The organism is Peribacillus sp. NPDC097284 (assembly GCF_044761765.1).
Classification (GTDB): Bacteria; Bacillota; Bacilli; order Bacillales; family DSM-1321; genus Peribacillus.
The window spans coordinates 122245-140268 of record NZ_JBIWCZ010000005.1; the positions used below are offsets into that span (position 1 = coordinate 122245).

Consider the following 18024-nt stretch of genomic DNA (forward strand, 5'->3'; position numbering starts at 1 on the left):
TATCCAACTTAACGATAGATAACTGATTTATGAAGGCATAGTACATTATGACAACCTCTTTTTCTAGCTGGCTACGAAAAGATGGTCAACTCCTAGTTCGCTCCTTCATTATTTGGTATTAATAAAACAGGTCTAATCATATCTTAATAAAAGAAAAACGAAGAAGGAGTGTAAATTTATTGAAAAGAGTGAAGGTTGGTTTACGGCCCATTGTAAGTAAGATAAATTTACCGACTGTTTTGAAAACAGCGATACTCCCGGGTGACTCAAAAGAAACAATATTCATCGCAACCCAAGTAGGGGAAATTTTTTATATAAGAGACGGAGTTATACGGACGTTTATTGATATTCGCCTGCGTATCGTAAAACTAGGTGCTTCTAGAGGTGGATATGATGAACGCGGTTTGCTAGGACTAGCTTTTCATCCCCAATTTTATGATAACGGTCTGTTTTACCTTCATTATTCAGTAGCTGGAGCACAGGGCCCTGGTGCTCTTCCTGATTCTTTTTCACCTAACCCGTGCGATTTAAGGACGTTAAACCTAAAGTGGGACGATAGAGAAACTCAATATGACCATATTGATACTTTGGAAGAATGGGTTTTACCTTCGAATGGTGAACCTCAACAACGACGTACATTACTAAACATAAGAAGACCATTTTCTAATCATAATGGTGTAAATAGCTTAAACTTTTCACCTGAAACAGGAAAACTCGTTTTAACCACAGGGGATGGTGGATCAGGCTTTGATCCATTCAATTTAAGCCAGAACGACATGGAAATCGCCGGTAAAATAATTGAAATTGATGTAGGTAAGAATACATTCATCCGAAATGCCCCCATCGTCACACGGTTCAATGAACTTCCCCTACCTATTCAGGAAACACTTACGATGATTGTTAAAGGCGTACGGAATATACCTGGCATTTCATTTCAAAGATTTAATAATCAGTACATCAAATATGCGGGAAATGTCGGACAGGATGTGGTAGAGTCCATTTTTTCATTCGGTCCGTATAAACCAATACCGGTTACCCATCTTGCTCGAGCTTTCCTCATGAAATCTGAAGCGGGCCAAGAAGGATTGATTAACTTTGGCTGGCGAGCGTGGGAAGGTATCCTCCCTACTCCAATTGTAAAGGGTTGCTCTGCGAATCCAACTTTGGAAGAGAAAACAATGGCTTATTATGATGAGGCACTAAAAGTTTCAGGAAATCGTCTTGAACCTGTGACTAGTTATTTTCATAAAGATCCCCGACCCGATAAATTTGGAGGAACTGCACTGACAGGAGTGCAACCCTATATGGGGGATAAAATCCCCGCCTTAGCAGGAAATGTTCTGTTTACTGATCTTGCCCGGAAGGAAGAAAGTCAATCTCCGGCTAGAGGGGTTTTAGCTTACACTAGTATAAGGGAAGATTGTAAACGAAATGATTATAACGTGATTCAAACCGATTATAATTTTGGTTCCCGATCAGCTTATTATGTGAGCTTGGGAACGAATCTTGATCAAACTACACTATATTTAGGGGTTTATGGTTCGATGAAAGTGAATGATTATAACCAAGGTACTATTTTTGAAATTATTCCGTGACGAACTTATCAAAGCAAAAACACCCTGAAGCCATTGAGGGCTTGTGAAATCAGTTTATTATTTTCTTATTGTGGAGGGTTTTTATTGAAAACACTTTTCAGATATAACTGGATGGTAAGAAAAGACTGGTATCGTTGGTGTGAAGAGTTAAGTGAAGAAGAGCTTTTGCAAAACCGAACAGGTGGAATGGGAAGTATATTACATACACTTTTCCATATTATTGATGTCGAGTGGAGCTGGATACGTCTCTTACAGGGGAAAACTGATTTTCAGGAGAGTTTCCATAATTATAAAAGCTTGAATAAGGTTCGACAATTGGACGCAGAATTTCATTTAGAAGTGGAGGACTTTGTGAATAACTGGGATGTAAGTATGGAAAATCAATTATTTTATGATACCCTGCCAGATGGAAGAATTGTAACGGATACTTGGGGGGAAGTTATGAGACATACCATTGTTCATGCATCATATAGGACAACTATCCATTTGGGCAAGAGAATTGGGAAGAAAGCCTGTTTCTGCAAACCTTATCGGACGAGGTCTTTCTTCTAATTCTAAAAAATAATCCAAATAGATAATAGTTTATTTTTCTGGTTTATTAGCGGAAACGATGCTCTAAAGTGCATCACCTTTATTGTTTACTGACGGGACTTTTTTTTGTGGAGCAAAAAGTATTTGTGAAGCATTATAATTAAACAAACAGGGACATTAGTTGAATACTCGAGTAGGAGGAGACGCCTAGCCTCCGACCTCTCACACCAGTCAGTACCGTTCTCTATACGGCGGTTCAGGTTATGTCCGACGTAGTTTTGTATATTGTTCATATGAACTTTCTTACCCCTTATTATCAAGGGGTTTTATGGGGTGTTACATCATGCCGCCCATGCTTCCATTTAATCCACCCAATGCATTCGAATAAGTCATGAACGACCGACTACAAACGTAATGTGGCCTGGTTTCGGTTATCTTTCAACACTCTTGCAATTATCGATATACTTGCTTCCCCATTCTGTGAGCTCATTAATCGTTGGAAAGAGCTTTTCCCCCAAATCGGTTAGGGAGTATTCCACTTTTGGCGGAACTTGATGATAGACCTCACGGTGAATAAGCTGAAAGTTTTCCAGTTGTTTAGTCAGTGACGAGTGCGTTAAGCCGTCAAATTTCCTTAACAGTTCGTTGAATCGTATGGGTCCGTCCTTTAGATGAAAGATAATTACGAGGGACCATTTACCCGATAATACTTTCTGAGCTGTAGTGAACGGGCAAGTTAAGTCAGCACTTGTTAATTCAATCATGGAACTCCACCTCTTCCTTTACTCTACGTTCCTATAACCTCTATCCGTCACCATAAAAAACAAGCCTGCATTTAATGGCTGTTCGCCTTTCTTGATAACCCATTTAATCGTAACGATACAAAAATATCGTACTATTCAGAATGATTATAATCTTTTAGTATGGATTATGCATTCAATTTATCTTTAAAGGAGTAGATGATATGTCGACGAATAAAGGAAAATTCAATGGTAAAGTGGCATTGGTTACAGGGCAAGTCGTGGGATAGGGGCGTTTGAAGATGTCATGAATGTTAACCTTAAAGCTCCGTACTTCATTACTCAAGCAGCTAGCCCATTTATTCGGAACGGTGGACGAATCATTAACATTTTTTCTGGCTTTACTCGTGTGGCTGGTCCCATGCATACCATTTATTCTGCTTCCAAGGGAGCCATAGACACACTTACTTTGGCCTTAGCTCCCCATTTTGCATCCAAAGGCATTACTGTGAATGCAGTGGCCCCGGGAATTACGGCTACTGATATGAACGAGGATATGCTCGCCACCCCAGAAGGACGGGCCGGAGCGGAGGCATTTTCTGCATTCTCTAGAGTGGGCACCACTGAAGATGTTGCCGATATCGTTGCATTTGTAGCATCTGAGGAAGCACGATGGATCACGGGGCAAGTTATTGATGCCTCTGGTGGAAGCAGGCTTTAAAAGCAAAAACGGATATAAACTAGAGGATATGGATTTTATGCGAGTTAATAATAGACGGATGATTGCTATTGGTCCATTTAATTAGAAAAGAGAAGAGAAACCTGCATTGTTTGGGGTTTCTCTATACTTCGTTCTTGTGGATATTTATCATTAAATCAAAATATGAATCCTTCTCAAAATAATATTCTGCCATGTTTATGACATCAGAAGACTCATATATTACAGAAAGCTGCCTCGTAGTTACCTAAGCAGATAATTTTCAGTCGTTTAAATACAAATGAAGCTCTATATACATTCCCTATAACTCAATATTTTGACATAAATCAGTTAGAGTTAATTGGAGCGATATTCATTCAAACACAAGCAATCAGAAAGAAAGTGTCTGGGAACACACCGCCTGTTGAATGTTCATTAGGTTTCATTAATGCAGGAACTTCATTCTATGAATATACATCACTCGTGAACGTCCATTCAATCCGCCACAATTAAAACATCGAGGTGTCTTGCTTCTCTTAAAAGTTGTGCGACAATCGAACCTTGAATGATTTCTTGCCACCTTTCTTTTGCTGAATGTCCAATGATGACTTGTGTAGCTTTTTTGTCTTGTAATTGTTTAGTGATTTCACTTACCACCATTCGCCTGTTGGTTGTTGAATACATTTCGAAAGTACCACCTAATCGTTTCGTAAGGTTCTTTATTTTATCCAATATAATTTGCTTGTCATTAGGTAATGTTCGTTGATCCTTCACATACACTACATACCACTTTGCTTTAAGTCGATAGGCTATCCGAAAGCCCCTCCTAATCAAACGCTCAGAGTCTGGTTTAAGGTTAACGCAAACAAAGATTACTTCTGCTTTTCTCCAAGGGCCCCTTACCCCTTCTTTTCGCTTGAATGATTCTAACCTATCGTCTACATCATCTGCTAATTCACGGAGTGCAAGTTCTCTCAAGGCGATAAGATTTCGAGTCTTAAAAAAATTATTCAAGGACTGCTCCACTTTATCCATGGTATAAATATTCCCTTCTTGCATTCGCTGCCTAAGCGCCTTTGGGGAGACATCAATTAATTCAAGCTCATCGGCCAATTGTAGAATCCTGTCAGGAACCGTTTCACGTACGCGAACCCCTGTAATTTGCTCTACACTATCATTCAAGCTTTCTACATGTTGAATATTCATAGTAGAAATAACGGATATCCCAGACTCCAATATGTTCAAAACGTCTTGATAACGTTTTTGGTTCTTACTTCCTGGCACATTTGTATGAGCCAATTCATCTACCAGCACAACTTCAGGATTACGGATGATGATTCTGTCAAGATCCATTTCCTCTAACACGACGTTCTTATACGGAACCTGTTTCCGGGGTATTGTTTCTAACGTGTCAACTTGGGATGCCGTTTCTTTACGACCATGTGTCTCCAATAATCCAATCACAATATCAATTTCACTTTTCTTTAATTGATTGGCCTCCCTCAGCATGGTATATGTTTTCCCTACGCCAGGAGCAGAACCAATATACACCTTTAATGTTCCTCTTTTCACTCCCTGTATTTTTTCTTTTATTTCTTCAGGCGAGAGTCTACGGTATGGATTCTTTTTCTTTTTTTTTGACTGAACGGCAGGCAATACCCTTTCCCCTTCTCCTTTTGTCCTATCCGCTACAACACATACATCAATGTTTTTCGTTTGGCCCAATATCTTATTGACTATAGAACCATGGATGATTTCTTCCCATCTCGTCCTTTTGGATTGACCCAGAATAATCCGGGTTATATAGTGCTTCATGGCATATCCAACGATTTCTTTTGCAATATCACCCCCATTTATGACTCTTTCTTCAAACTTCCCATTTAGCTTTACGATAAGTTTTTGTATAGAACTTTTAAATAACGACTCCTCTTTAGATAGCTCTTTCTGACTTGGAATAAAGCTAACCACCACTAAATCTCCGCTTAATCGTTTGGCTATTTGATCGCCTCTTCGAATTAAAATGGAGCCATTCCAATGGTATTGTACACATACCAAGATTCGTTCAGAAGCACCTGATGGTCCCATTAACCCTTCCTGTTCTCTATGTTCAGTAAGATCTTCTTCTACTTCTCCAGCCAAAAAACGGAGTGACAGCTCCCTAAGAACCGCTAAGTTATCTCGATTATATAGTTTCATATCGGCTTCTGTTTTCTTGTTGTTTTCCATGATTTTTCCTTCTTGCAGACGTTTAAGTATTGCTTCGGGTGTCACATCCAAGAGGCGTACTTCGTCAGCCAGCGTCAACGTATTCTCGGGTAGGATCTCACTTACATGAAGCGGGAGATTCAGTAGGTGTTCAGCAACTTTCTTTACTCCTTTCAATTCATAAATATTTATTGTTGTGATAACGCTGATATCACTTTTTATTAATTCCATAACATCTTCTAATCTAGTCGGATTTTTAGCAGACGGCCGGTTTTTGTGAGCTAACTGGTCAACTAAAACCACTTCAGGATTTCTTTTTTGAATTTCAGCTACATGTAAATCTTTCCTGATAAGTCCATTACTCTTCCATTCAATTGTGGGGACTGCCTCTAGGCAACCTACTTGCTCCATTGTCATTTGGTTACACCCATCACTAATAATCCCGATAACTACGTCAATACCACGCCCTTTCAACTCATTTCCTTCCATAAGCAAATGATAGGTTTTTCCGGACCCACTAACAGATCCGAGTATAATCTTCAGTCTGCCTTTTTTGATGTCGGAAATAGATTGTAGAATTTCATCTGGTGTTTTCCTTCGAAAGTGTTCGTTCATATAACTACCCCCAGATTCCTTTCTAGATTAATAGGAGAAAATAGAACTCTCCTAAACTCGATCATTTTAGATCATCCAAAGCAATATTTAATTTCAACACATTAATATGAGGTTCGCCGAAAAGTCCAAATGAACGATTTTCCGTATTTTCTTCGACTAGATTATATAAACTTTGTTCAGATATATCCCTCTCTTTTGCGATACGCGGAACCTGAACAAGTGCTCCTCTTGGAGAAATATTTGGATCAAGACCTGACCCAGAGTTTGTCATCAAGTCAGAAGGTATTTCCTCTTTTTTAATAGAAGGATTCGCTTTTAGAAATTCAGACATTTCACTTTTGGTTCGTTTGATCATTTCTTCATTAGATGGTGAATAGTTTGGCGACCCTGAACCTGCAGCGTCGTATTCTATAGAAGAAACCCGGCCATGAAAATAGCCAGCCTCTTCAAAAGATTGACCAATTAATTCTGACCCGATGATTTTCCCTTTTTCATTTTTAATTAAGCTGCCTTCAGCTTGTGCAGGCATCATCACTTGTGAAAGTCCCGTTATGAGTAACGGATAAGCCATACCACATATCATGAATAGCACAAAAACTACACGTATATTTTTCAACATCTATTCTCACCCTTATATTTGATTTTAAGCTACTTTAAACAGTTCAAGTATTAGGTCTATACATTTAATGCCAATGAAAGGAACGACCACGCCACCTAATCCATAAAGAAACAAATTCTTAGTCAATAATCTTGAAGCGCTCATTGGAACATATTTTACACCCTTCATGGCTAACGGGATCAGGAGCGGGATAATAATGGCATTGAATATCAATGCTGATAATATCGCACTTTGCGGTGTGGCTAATCCCATTATATTTAAGGCATTCATTTGCGGGATAGCCAGCATGAACATAGCTGGTATGATCGCAAAGTATTTAGCCACATCATTGGCAATGCTGAACGTTGTTAATGCTCCACGTGTCATGAGTAACTGTTTTCCAATCGCCACTACTTCAATAATTTTTGTAGGATCTGAATCCAGATCCACCATGTTTGCTGCTTCTTTGGCTGCATTTGTTCCTGTATTCATTGCTAGCCCCACATCTGCCTGTGCCAATGCAGGGGCATCGTTCGTGCCATCCCCGGTCATCGCGACAAGTTTGCCTTCCGCTTGTTCACGCTTAATTACGGCAATTTTATCTTCCGGCTTTGCCTCTGCAATGTAATCGTCTACCCCGGCTTCTTTCGCGATTGTGGCGGCCGTTAAAGGATTATCTCCGGTACACATGACGGTTTTGATGCCCATTTTCCTCAATTCATCAAATCGCTCTTTCATACCTGCTTTAACGGTATCTTTCAAATAAATGACACCTAGGATCCGATTTCCTTCTGCGACTACTAAGGGCGTTCCCCCTTGGCTTGCTACTTCATCACTAATGTCTTGCAAATCGCTGGGAATGTTTCCGCCTTCTTGCTTTATATAGTTCTTTATTGAATCGACGGCACCTTTTCTGACGATTCTTCCATCGGAAAAATCTGTCCCGCTCATCCTCGTTTCTGCCGTAAAGTCAATGCCTTCCGAGTCACTTTTTTCCAATTCTTTTTCAAGTAATCCTGATCTTTTGGCAAATTCGACAACAGAGCGGCCTTCCGGTGTCTCATCATGTAAGGATGAATAGGCTGCGAATGTAGTAAGTTCCTTCTGATTCACACCCTGTACTGGCAGCAAGGCATGAGCCATCCGGTTACCATGTGTGATCGTGCCTGTTTTATCGAGAATGATAGTATTGATGTCTCCTGCAGCTTCTACCGATTTGCCCGATTTGGCAATCACATTGAATTGTGTCACTCTGTCCATTCCAGCTATGCCTATCGCTGAAAGAAGACCCCCTATGGTTGTTGGGATTAAACATACCAATAATGCCACCAAAGTTGCGATTGGCAATGTCACTTTAATATAGGAAGCAATAGGTACGAGTGTCACGCAAACAAGCAAAAAGATAAGCGTCAAACTCACAAGGAGTGTACTAAGTGCAATTTCATTCGGTGTTTTTTGCCGTTTAGCTCCTTCTACCAAGTCAATCATTCGATCCAGGAATGACTCCCCCGGATCACTACTAACTTTTATTTTTATATAGTCACTCATTACTTTTGTTCCTCCAGTAACAGAACTGAAGTCTCCACCCGGTTCTTTTATGACATTCGCGGATTCACCAGTTATGGCCGATTCGTCAACAGCAGCCACCCCTTCAATGACATCTCCATCACTAGGAATTAAATCATTGGCCTCCACTAAAACCATGTCACCTTTTTGCAGTTCCGTGGCAACGATTATCTTTACAGATCCATCTTTTTGGATTAACTTTGCTTTTGAATCAAGCTTTGTCTTTTTCAGACTATCCGCTTGTGCTTTACCACGACCTTCCGCTAATGCTTCAGCAAAGTTGGCAAACAGGATGGTTAGGAGCAAAATGAAAGTCACTGCACTGGTATATCCCCTATCTGATATTCCACCAAATAAATCGGGAAATATAGTCAGAAAAAGGGTCAAGACAAATCCTATTTCCACCACAAACATGACTGGATTTCGTGCCATGGCTCTGGGATTCATTTTTTTGAAAGCATCTTTTATTGCTTCAAAAAGCATTTCATTATTTACTTTTCCATTACGCATCGTATTCATCTGTACTACTCCTTTTCATCGTTTATCTAATCGTTAACCATTCTGCGACAGGTCCTAGGGTAATCACTGGGAAGAAAGTCAAAGCTCCAATAATTAAAACCGTACATAAAAGAATGACAAGGAATGTAGGATTATCTGTTTTAAATGTACCCATCGTCTCTGGAACACGTTTTTTAGCAAGTAATGACCCAGCAACAGCAATCATGGCTATCATGGAAAAATAACGGCCAAACAACATGACCAAGCCAGTGGAAATGTTCCAAAAAGGTGTATTATCCCCTAAGCCCTCGAAACCAGAACCGTTATTGGCTGCAGCTGAAGTAAACTCATATACAATTTGAGAGAGCCCATGGAAACCTGGATTTGAAATGGCCGATGTCCCCATCTGTGCCGTTAGTGCAATAGCAGATGGTACCAAAATGATTAACGGATGTAGAAGGATCGTCATGGCTATTAATTTCATTTCCGGCCCTTCAATTTTCTTACCTAAAAACTCTGGTGTACGCCCGACCATCAGTCCAGCAATGAATACAGCCAATATGGAATACATAAGAATGTTCATCGTGCCTACCCCATCACCACCAAATACACAGTTCAGCATCATCATGGCCAGTGGCGCTATACTCCCGAGCGGCGTCAGCGTATCATGCATATTATTAACTGAACCTGTAGTGGCAGCTGTAGTCACCGTTGTAAATAGGGCACTCTGAGCCATCCCAAATCGCACTTCTTTCCCCTCTAAGTTTCCACTCTCTTGTGAAAGGCCTATTGCCTCCAATCGGGGATTGCCATTTTGTTCACTAGCGTAATTCACACTTAGGAAGACAAGCATCATGAGTCCCATTGCTGAAAATAAGATCCATCCTTGTTTGTTATTTTTCGCCATATATCCAAATGTTAATGGAAGGGCAGCAGGAATGAGAAACATCGATAAAATCTCTAATACATTCGTAAATCCATTAGGATTCTCAAATGGATGTGCCGAGTTGACACCGAAGAATCCACCGCCGTTTGTGCCAAGGTGCTTTATTGACTCCAGTGCAGCCACAGGCCCTCTTGCGATATGTTGGGTGGCTCCCTCTAAAGTCGTAGCGATTACCGTAGGATCAAGGGTTTGGGGAACCCCCTGGGATACCAGAACCAAACTGACAAAAATGGAGAGAGGCAGTAGCACCCGAGTGATTGAACGAATTAAATCTACATAAAAGTTCCCTAAACTCCTCTGACCGGTCAAACCCCTGAAAAAAGCGATGCATAAGGAAAGACCGGTTGCTGGTGTCGTGAACATCAAGAAGATGATGACAATCATTTGTGATAAATACGAAAGTCCGGATTCTCCGCTATAGTGCTGTAAATTGGTATTAGTAAGAAAACTTGCTGCCGTATTGAATGCCAATAACGGATCCATGTTGGCTATCCCACTTGGATTACCCGGTAAAACTCCCTGAAGCCGTACAATCATGTATGAGATGACAAACATGACTAAGTTACTTAGGAGTAATGCCTGTGCATATTGCTTCCAATTCATATCAAATGTCTTAATACCAGATATTTTAAAAATGCCTCGTTCTAACCACCCGAACATACGATCTTGCCTTGTGGTTTCAAGGGAATATACTGCCGCTAAATATTGGGCCAATGGTATGGCTAGGACCACTACCAAAAACAACACCACACTGATTTGTAAAAAATCCATTTACATTTCCTCCGTTATCGTTCTATTAATATTTCTCTGGGTATAATAAAGCGTGAATTAAATACACGGTAACCGCTGGGACAATAAGAATGAATAACATGTTCTACTCCTCTCCTTTTTTCGTTATAACTTTGTTACAAAAATGAATGAATCCATAGAAAAGTAAAAAGGGTGTACCCATTAGAAAGATAGTTATAGCATCCATCCGAACCTTCCTTTCACTTTTTTAAAAAACTTTACAATTTACCTCCTTCACGATTAGTGGAGAAATTGGTGCCAAAAGAACACAAAAAATAGACCAATGCTTACCCCTTCTCCAATAGTCCGCATTGCATGGCTATCCTAGTTTCAATAGTGAAAAAAATGATTCACAATCCAAACAAGAATATTTGCAAAAGCAAACAGTATTAGTGGAGAAAAAGTACTCATTGGTCTACTTATCGCCCAGCAAGCTTTTCAGCGCTCTTTGCGATCTGTCTTCCAAGAAACCTTTTCATGTAATTATAGGCATAATAAAAAGACCTACTGAAATGACAGGTTGCTATTTTGCTACAAACACAACAAAAAAGCCTCCTGAATCAAGGTGGTCTTATGACCTCCTTCGCTTTAGCCGACGAAGTTAGCTGACGGGTAGGATGGCGAAAGAGTTCACATCCCTTCTGCAAATGCAGAATTAACCCCATAAATAGTGGGTCCTCCGTTCTCAATTACTTGAGATTTGGCCGATATCAAATTGTTATTGATGAGCATATTCTACGCTCATCAGCAAACCTTTGTAAACCTCATTAAAGTTCCATATATTCGCAAATAGATTCATATTTGACCATATACTTCCGTTATTATAATTAAAAGTATTATTTACTCATTAATCCTATATATTTCTAATATTTTAATATATATACAAACTTGTATTGACAAAAACTTGAATCCGGCATTATGATGAATCCCATATACGATCGATGAAAAAAATCGGAGGCATTATGTTAAACCAAAAAAAGAAAATTGAAGCCGAAATTAGTGCAGCATTCATTAAATTCCAGCGTGATTTAATAGGCAGAGGACCACAAGAAGTTAAAACCTACATTATTAATGACATGCTGATCACTCGTTTTAAAGGAGTCTTGACTGTCGAAGAAAAACACCTCGTCAGTCAGGATTCTGGAAAGAAGCTTGTAAAAAAAATGCGCTCTCTTCTACGTGAAATGTACAGTCAGGATTATGAAAAAATTGTCGAGGATCTAACAGGTTGTAAAGTCCTTTCTTCACATAGTGACATTAGTACCAAAACGGGAGAACGGATTGAAGTTTTCATAGTTGATAAGGATTTGGAGAAATACCTAGAAAATAATCTAAAATAATTAGAGTGAATTTAGCCGAAATCGACTCAATTGGAAGAGCAGAAACATGGACAAAATTTCTGCTCTTCATGCTTTTATTATGACAACTCTATTGTATTTCACGCCTTCACCTTATCGGAAACGTGACTATTGGTTTCTCTTTATACTCAAGTAAAAAAAGCAATCCCTTAATCTTACCGATTAAGGGATTAACATCATTTATACCTAAAAATCACTTGGCTAATTTGTTCTTCATTCACGTATTAAAGCCACAATATTTAAGGTGATCTAGTAAACTATAAGACAAAGCGTTACCAAACAAACAATCCAACAATCATGGCACTTAGCATGGAGACTGCCATTCCACTAAGCAATAGCTTCCACACATTTCTTCCAATGATACTCGATTTTTCCTCGTCTAGAATCGAATTGAACGTTCCGTAAATCATGCCGACTGTACTAAAGTTCGCAAATGAGGTCAGGTACGTAACGGCCACAGCTACTGTATGCGGGGCCAAACCGCTGATCTGTGTTTTCAAGTCGAGCAAGGCAACGAATTCATTCGTTGCCAGTTTGATTCCCATTAATTGAGCAACATACATCGTATCATCCCAGTTTAATCCAAACAAGAAAGCGAATGGGCTAAAGATGACAGAAAAGATTTTTTGGATTGTTAACCCATCTACCGCAAGCCCTAAAATACCGTTAAGGCTAGCCGTTAATGCGACATAGCCGATTACCATGGCCATAATGACGATCACCATCTTGACTCCAACTAGCATACTGTTTGAAATGGTTGAAAAGAAGTCTTTACGTTCCTCTTTTGTAGGAATATATACGACATCTTCCTCTTTACTGACAGTAACAGGATTTAACATATTGGCTATAAGTAAGGCATTTAAACAATTCAATGGAATAGCGACGAATACAAATTCAGCCGGAACCATGGATAAATACGCACCTATAATCGAACCGCTTATACTGCTCATACTCATAATTCCAAAGGTCAGCAAACGCTGATCCTTTAAAGAACTTAATTGCATCCTGATAACAGCGAGAGCCTCCGTATTTCCAAGAAACATCATCTGAATAGAAAAGAAGCTCTCCAGTTTCGGTAAACCGGACACTTTCGAAATGAGCCAACCGACTTTATCTATTATCCAGGTCAGGATGCCGAAATACGATAGAATATCAAAAAACGTAATAATGAAGATGATCGGCATCAACGCACTGAAAAAGAAATCCACTTGTTCGTTTGCCATAACAGAAGGAAAAACGAAAGAGATTCCTTCATTAGCACATGCAATCAACCAGGTGAAGAAAGTAGCAATCTGTTTAATGACCCATGTTCCGATGGTAGTCGACAACATGAACCATGTAATAACCAATTCAATGCCAAGCAACGTAAGAATGATTTTCCACTTCACGTTTTTTCTATTAGGTGAGCACAAGTATACGATACCCATGACAACCAATACCCCTAGAATATTCAATAAGAAATACATACGGCACCCTCTTCCTTTATCTTTTACTGTTGAATGCATACATAAAAAAGCCCTTATTTTTCATGCTTTCGGCCACTGGACAGAAAGCATGAAAAATAAGAGCCTCTTCAAAAAAACAAAGTAATAGTGGGACCTTCTGCAAGAATCACAAAGTGACTTACAAAATGCTACCTATAACTGTTTCATCTCTTTTATTCATGCTTCCCTGTAGTCCGGCTTTTTATGGCAGCCAGGTAGAAACTATCAGACCTTATCACTGATATTATACAAGGATATTTATATGATGATGATTCGTAGTAATGGGTATTATTCTAAATGAAAGTATTAACTATTACAATATGCTTTAAAATAGTCGGAATCATTCTACTACTATACTCTTTTCAGACAATTTATGCGAAGTATATCGTTTAAAATATATAAGGCCATCTTGTAGATTGTGTTACATTTTACCTTTTCAAAATTGCAATGTAGCAATCAATCCATTTAAGGGTACCTTTAACAAAAATAAATCATTGACTTGCAATATATATATTTTCTAAATTATTGAAACCTTATAGGTAATAGGGTTCACCCTTCACTTGCTCATATCAACATTCCGACACTTCGTAACATCCCTGTAATATAAGCAATGATAATTTAATGTTTAAATCAGAATTTTTTTCTATTTTTAATATTTTATTGGGTTAATTGCCTTATAATATTATTGCGCTATAAAAATAGTGCAATAATATTATAGAATATCAGGAGGAATCTTCCTTTTTATGAATAGTTCAAAAAAATCTTTCATTATCGCGGGTTCTATCATAGGTACCCTATTTGCCAGCAATTCAGCTTATGCTAGTACATACCATGTTAAGTCTGGTGATAGTCTATATAAAATCGCTAAAGCAAATCATACAACTGTTCAAAAATTAAAATCGCAAAATAAACTTTCTAATAACCTTATTTTCCCTGGACAAGTGTTAAAGATAAATGAATCCACGGTGAAAAGTACAACTTCAACAAAGAAACATGTGGTTAAACTTGGGGATACGTTAAGTGGAATTGCTAAAAAATATAATCTTTCGCTAAATGCATTATTGAAGTTGAACCCTACCATATCCAATTCGGACCGAATTCGTATTGGACAATCTATCATTGTTTCTGGAAAAGCTACTTCAACTAGTGCTACAGCTGCAAAAAGCAGTTCAACCAGTACATATAAGGTTAAGTCAGGAGACAGTCTCTCCAAAATTGCAAGCAAAAATAAAACGACTGTCAAAGCTTTGCTAGCATTAAATCCTAGCATCAAAAATGCTAATACTTTACGTATTGGACAGTCCATAAAACTTTCTGGAAAAGCCACTACATCTAGTGCAACCAGTACAGCAAACAAATCGGGCAGTACATATAAAGTTAAGTCTGGGGACAGTCTCTCCAAAATTGCAAGTAAAAATAAAACGACCGTCAAAGCTATACTTTCATTAAATCCTAGCATCAAAAATGCTAATACTTTACGTATTGGACAGACTATTAAACTTTCTGGAAAGGCAACTACAGCTGCTACAAAGACTGTGTCTTCTGCCTCTTCTGAAGTGGACCGCGTTTTAAACGCCGCTAAAAAATACTTAGGGGCCAAGTATCAATATGCTGCAAGCACATCGCGCACTGATGCCTTTGATTGCTCATCATTTACCATGAAAGCATTCCAAGCAGCAGGGATCTCCTTGCCTCGCACATCAACTGGCCAAGCTCAAATGGGAGTACCTGTTTCTTCATATTCATTGAAAAAGGGTGATTTGGTGTTTTATGATACTAATCATGATGGAGTGATTAATCACGTAGGAATTTATGCGGGGAATAATCAAATGATTAATGCTTCAACTTCCAAAGGTGTATCGTATGCAAACATCAACGGTTCATACTGGAAACCTCTTTTCGTAAAAGCCGTTCGAATTCTTAACTAATGATTTGAATGCCATTAAGCGCATTACAGAAAACCAACTAGAGTAAGCATCAAACACTGTAACTGTTTGATGCTTACTCTTTTTTTACTTCAGATTAGTATATCCCCGCTCTATACATTACATTAGAATGGGTTTCCCAGGATGAGTTCTTTCACCCCGCATACATACTTCGTCATTTGACACGTTATCGTTACATTTCTAAAATAATTAAGGTATGATAAGTTACATAGAATATGTCCAAAGAGTAAGCAAACCAGCTCTTTCATTTAAATCGCATATCGTAGCAAGTAGGAGGAAAGACGTTGAATAGTTTTATTGTCATGCAAGGTACTACCTATCAAGAAGAAAAACATTTAGGGATCATCTGGTCTCCTCAAATCGATAAATCCGGTTTAGTACCTCACTCATCTAAACTGATGCAAGAAGTTAAAAGTGGAGATCGGATTTTCCATTATGTAAAGGGATCGATTGTCGCGATAAGTATTGTAAAAAAGGGATGTCAAGAAGATAATAAACCTCAAAAAATTCGAAATTATACTAGATGGACAGATAATGGTTATCTAGTTGAAACCGAGTATCGTGAATTGGAGGTCCCCCTGAATATACGTGAATACTTTGACGGTATTGCTCCATATCTTCCTATTAAATATTCAGCATTCCAGGAGGATGCAACCGGCAATTCAGGATATCTATATCCTTGTAATGAAGAACTTACACTAAAAATTTTAGAATATATGAGTATGCTTAACATCTTCAATTCGGACGAAGATCAATTAGAACTCTCTGTCGATGAAGTCATTGCTAAAGAGCGGAATCCTCTACAAGCACTTCTTGCTGAAACAGAATCGGAAGCCAAAATGAACATTCGCTGTGGCCAACAAAAATTCAGAAAATCGGTTATGCCTCTTTGGAATCATAAATGCCCGCTATGCGGAATAGAAATGGATGCCCTGCTAAAGAGTAGTCACTCTAAACCATGGAAGGACAGCACCGATGATGAGCGCCTTAACCCGTATAATGGATTATTATTATGCTTCAATCATGATGCCTTGTACGAAAAAGGCCTTATCTCCTTTGACGGTCAAGGCAGACTACATATTTCTAATCAGATTCCTGAAGAAGAATATGAGACGTACCAGCTAAGAAAGGGCATAAAAATCCCCCTTCATCCTGATAATAAACCATACTTTAAATGGCATAAGAGAAATGTATTCGTTGATTGAATACACTATTATAAGTTAACCACAGGAAAAGCCCTGTAAAATAAGCCACTCTTATTTACAGGGCTTTTTTTAATAATATTCTACCGAGATGTATGGAACAATAAGACGTTTAAGTCATTCATCCTCCTTAGTCCGTTTGTTCCTTCTTTTTCATATCTGCTTCATTTCTCTATCCTATCTTAGAAACACTTACATTAGGCTAACTATTACTACTGCCACCATAGATTGGGACTTACCTATATTTAGATTGCACCCAAGCCAGGCCGCACAAAAAAGCCCAGCCATTCCTTGAAATGGTTGAGCTTTTCTTATGAACCCATATCGACCCTAACATTTGTTTTACTTATCAATAAACACCAACATCACTTTCAGTCGTTTTGTAAATGTCTTCGATTTTCTTCCCTCTAGCCCGTGACAAAATTTCCATTCTGACTTTTAGCTGCTTCATGGCAAAATTCACGAATTCATCAGGCTCATTATCGAAGGCTTCCAGGTCAGGTTCTTGAAACCCTTCATCTATAATCTTGAATGCCAAAGGAGTGAGTTCTTCCATTCGTTTCATGACGACATCATCATATATATGGGGATGTTCGCAAATCAATCGTTGCAACAGAAATGTTCCATACCCTATATGGCGAGATTCGTCTCTTTTCAAGTTACCGACTCCCTCAAGCAAACCAGGCATTAATTTCGATTTTTCCAGAGACTTATAGAAAGAAAAATAACCAGTTTCAGCAAGAACCCCTTCTACAAACATGTTATATACAGTGGCTGCATCGGCAATGGCCTCTGGTGACTGATCTGTAATCAGACGCTCCATGGCAGTAGGTAATATAACATGGAAAACTTGCTTGTACGTGTCAGTTAACAAAGGGTTCAGTTCACCTTTTTCACCTATAGCATCCAAAACCGTCCTGAAGAATTCTGTATGTTTCGCTTCTTCAAATAGGAAAGTGGTCAGATACATCTCCTCTTCAATCCGTCCATCTTTTGCTATTGCCATGATGAGCGGTAATAAATCGAGGGTAACGGCTTCTTCTCCGGCCTGAAATTGCGAAAGTAGTCGAAGGATGCTATTTTTTTGTCCTATCGATAAAATCCCCCAGTCCTCAGCATCCTTTGTATAATCAATGGTAGCGGGATTCCATGTTCCCACCTTTTTTGCTTTTTGATATAAGCGATATGGAAATGAATCTATCATTAAGCCTCTTGAAGTTGCGGTAATGGTTTTTCTCATCATTGAAAACCCCT

13 protein-coding genes, 1 pseudogene and 2 riboswitches are annotated in these 18024 nt (G+C 38.8%); of the genes and pseudogenes, 6 read left to right on the forward strand and 8 right to left on the reverse strand.

Annotated elements, in window-relative coordinates; genetic code table 11:
• The first annotated feature begins 179 nt into the window (after window positions 1-179).
• Complete coding sequence (locus tag ACIQXU_RS12235; RefSeq protein WP_402989612.1) at window positions 180-1595, forward strand: PQQ-dependent sugar dehydrogenase; 1416 nt, start codon at window positions 180-182, stop codon at window positions 1593-1595.
• Between the two features lie 84 nt (window positions 1596-1679).
• Window positions 1680-2160 (forward strand): annotated as a pseudogene (locus ACIQXU_RS12240) (DinB family protein).
• 397 nt (window positions 2161-2557) lie between these two features.
• On the opposite strand, the gene ACIQXU_RS12245 reads toward ACIQXU_RS12240, so the two are convergent.
• Window positions 2558-2890, reverse strand: coding sequence for a winged helix-turn-helix transcriptional regulator (locus ACIQXU_RS12245; protein ID WP_402989615.1), 333 nt, complete (start codon window positions 2888-2890; stop codon window positions 2558-2560).
• A 262-nt stretch (window positions 2891-3152) separates the two neighbouring features.
• Between ACIQXU_RS12245 and ACIQXU_RS12250 the strand changes: the two genes are divergently transcribed.
• Window positions 3153-3587, forward strand: a complete 435-nt coding sequence (locus ACIQXU_RS12250; RefSeq protein ID WP_402989818.1) for an SDR family NAD(P)-dependent oxidoreductase — start codon at window positions 3153-3155, stop codon at window positions 3585-3587.
• Between the two features lie 471 nt (window positions 3588-4058).
• On the opposite strand, the gene ACIQXU_RS12255 is transcribed toward ACIQXU_RS12250, so the two are convergent.
• The 5 genes from ACIQXU_RS12255 to ACIQXU_RS12275 form a co-directional block, all read right to left on the reverse strand.
• Entirely contained in the window at window positions 4059-6383 is a 2325-nt protein-coding gene (locus tag ACIQXU_RS12255) for a histidine kinase (RefSeq protein WP_402989618.1), read from the reverse strand.
• Window positions 6384-6444: 61 nt separating this feature from the next.
• The gene (kdpC, locus tag ACIQXU_RS12260; protein ID WP_402989621.1) at window positions 6445-7002 is read right to left on the reverse strand and encodes a potassium-transporting ATPase subunit KdpC; all 558 of its coding nucleotides are present in this window, start codon (window positions 7000-7002) and stop codon (window positions 6445-6447) included.
• A gap of 24 nt (window positions 7003-7026) precedes the next feature.
• Window positions 7027-9066 carry a potassium-transporting ATPase subunit KdpB gene (kdpB, locus tag ACIQXU_RS12265; RefSeq protein ID WP_402989624.1) on the reverse strand — a complete coding sequence of 680 codons (2040 nt, stop codon included), beginning with the start codon at window positions 9064-9066 and terminating at the stop codon, window positions 7027-7029.
• A gap of 22 nt (window positions 9067-9088) precedes the next feature.
• A complete protein-coding gene (gene kdpA, locus ACIQXU_RS12270) occupies window positions 9089-10762 on the reverse strand; it encodes a potassium-transporting ATPase subunit KdpA (RefSeq protein WP_402989627.1) in 1674 nt (557 codons plus the stop codon).
• Window positions 10763-10787: 25 nt separating this feature from the next.
• Window positions 10788-10862, reverse strand: a complete 75-nt coding sequence (locus tag ACIQXU_RS12275; RefSeq protein WP_402873169.1) for a potassium-transporting ATPase subunit F — start codon at window positions 10860-10862, stop codon at window positions 10788-10790.
• Between the two features lie 493 nt (window positions 10863-11355).
• A riboswitch (cyclic di-AMP (ydaO/yuaA leader) is annotated at window positions 11356-11496 on the reverse strand.
• A 246-nt stretch (window positions 11497-11742) separates the two neighbouring features.
• Between ACIQXU_RS12275 and ACIQXU_RS12280 the strand changes: the two genes are divergently transcribed.
• A complete protein-coding gene (locus tag ACIQXU_RS12280; RefSeq protein ID WP_402989630.1) occupies window positions 11743-12120 on the forward strand; it encodes a Na-translocating system protein MpsC family protein in 378 nt (125 codons plus the stop codon).
• Between the two features lie 290 nt (window positions 12121-12410).
• On the opposite strand, the gene ACIQXU_RS12285 is transcribed toward ACIQXU_RS12280, so the two are convergent.
• The gene (locus tag ACIQXU_RS12285) at window positions 12411-13604 is read right to left on the reverse strand and encodes a NupC/NupG family nucleoside CNT transporter (RefSeq protein WP_402989635.1); all 1194 of its coding nucleotides are present in this window, start codon (window positions 13602-13604) and stop codon (window positions 12411-12413) included.
• A gap of 188 nt (window positions 13605-13792) precedes the next feature.
• A riboswitch (purine riboswitch) is annotated at window positions 13793-13894 on the reverse strand.
• Between the two features lie 471 nt (window positions 13895-14365).
• Between ACIQXU_RS12285 and ACIQXU_RS12290 the strand changes: the two genes are divergently transcribed.
• Window positions 14366-15550 carry a C40 family peptidase gene (locus ACIQXU_RS12290; protein ID WP_402989639.1) on the forward strand — a complete coding sequence of 395 codons (1185 nt, stop codon included), beginning with the start codon at window positions 14366-14368 and terminating at the stop codon, window positions 15548-15550.
• A gap of 302 nt (window positions 15551-15852) precedes the next feature.
• Complete coding sequence (locus ACIQXU_RS12295) at window positions 15853-16773, forward strand: HNH endonuclease (RefSeq protein ID WP_402989642.1); 921 nt, start codon at window positions 15853-15855, stop codon at window positions 16771-16773.
• A gap of 346 nt (window positions 16774-17119) precedes the next feature.
• Here the strand turns inward: ACIQXU_RS12295 and ACIQXU_RS12300 are convergent, their stop codons facing one another.
• Complete coding sequence (locus ACIQXU_RS12300; protein WP_402989645.1) at window positions 17120-18010, reverse strand: R2-like ligand-binding oxidase; 891 nt, start codon at window positions 18008-18010, stop codon at window positions 17120-17122.
• Window positions 18011-18024: the final 14 nt, after the last annotated feature.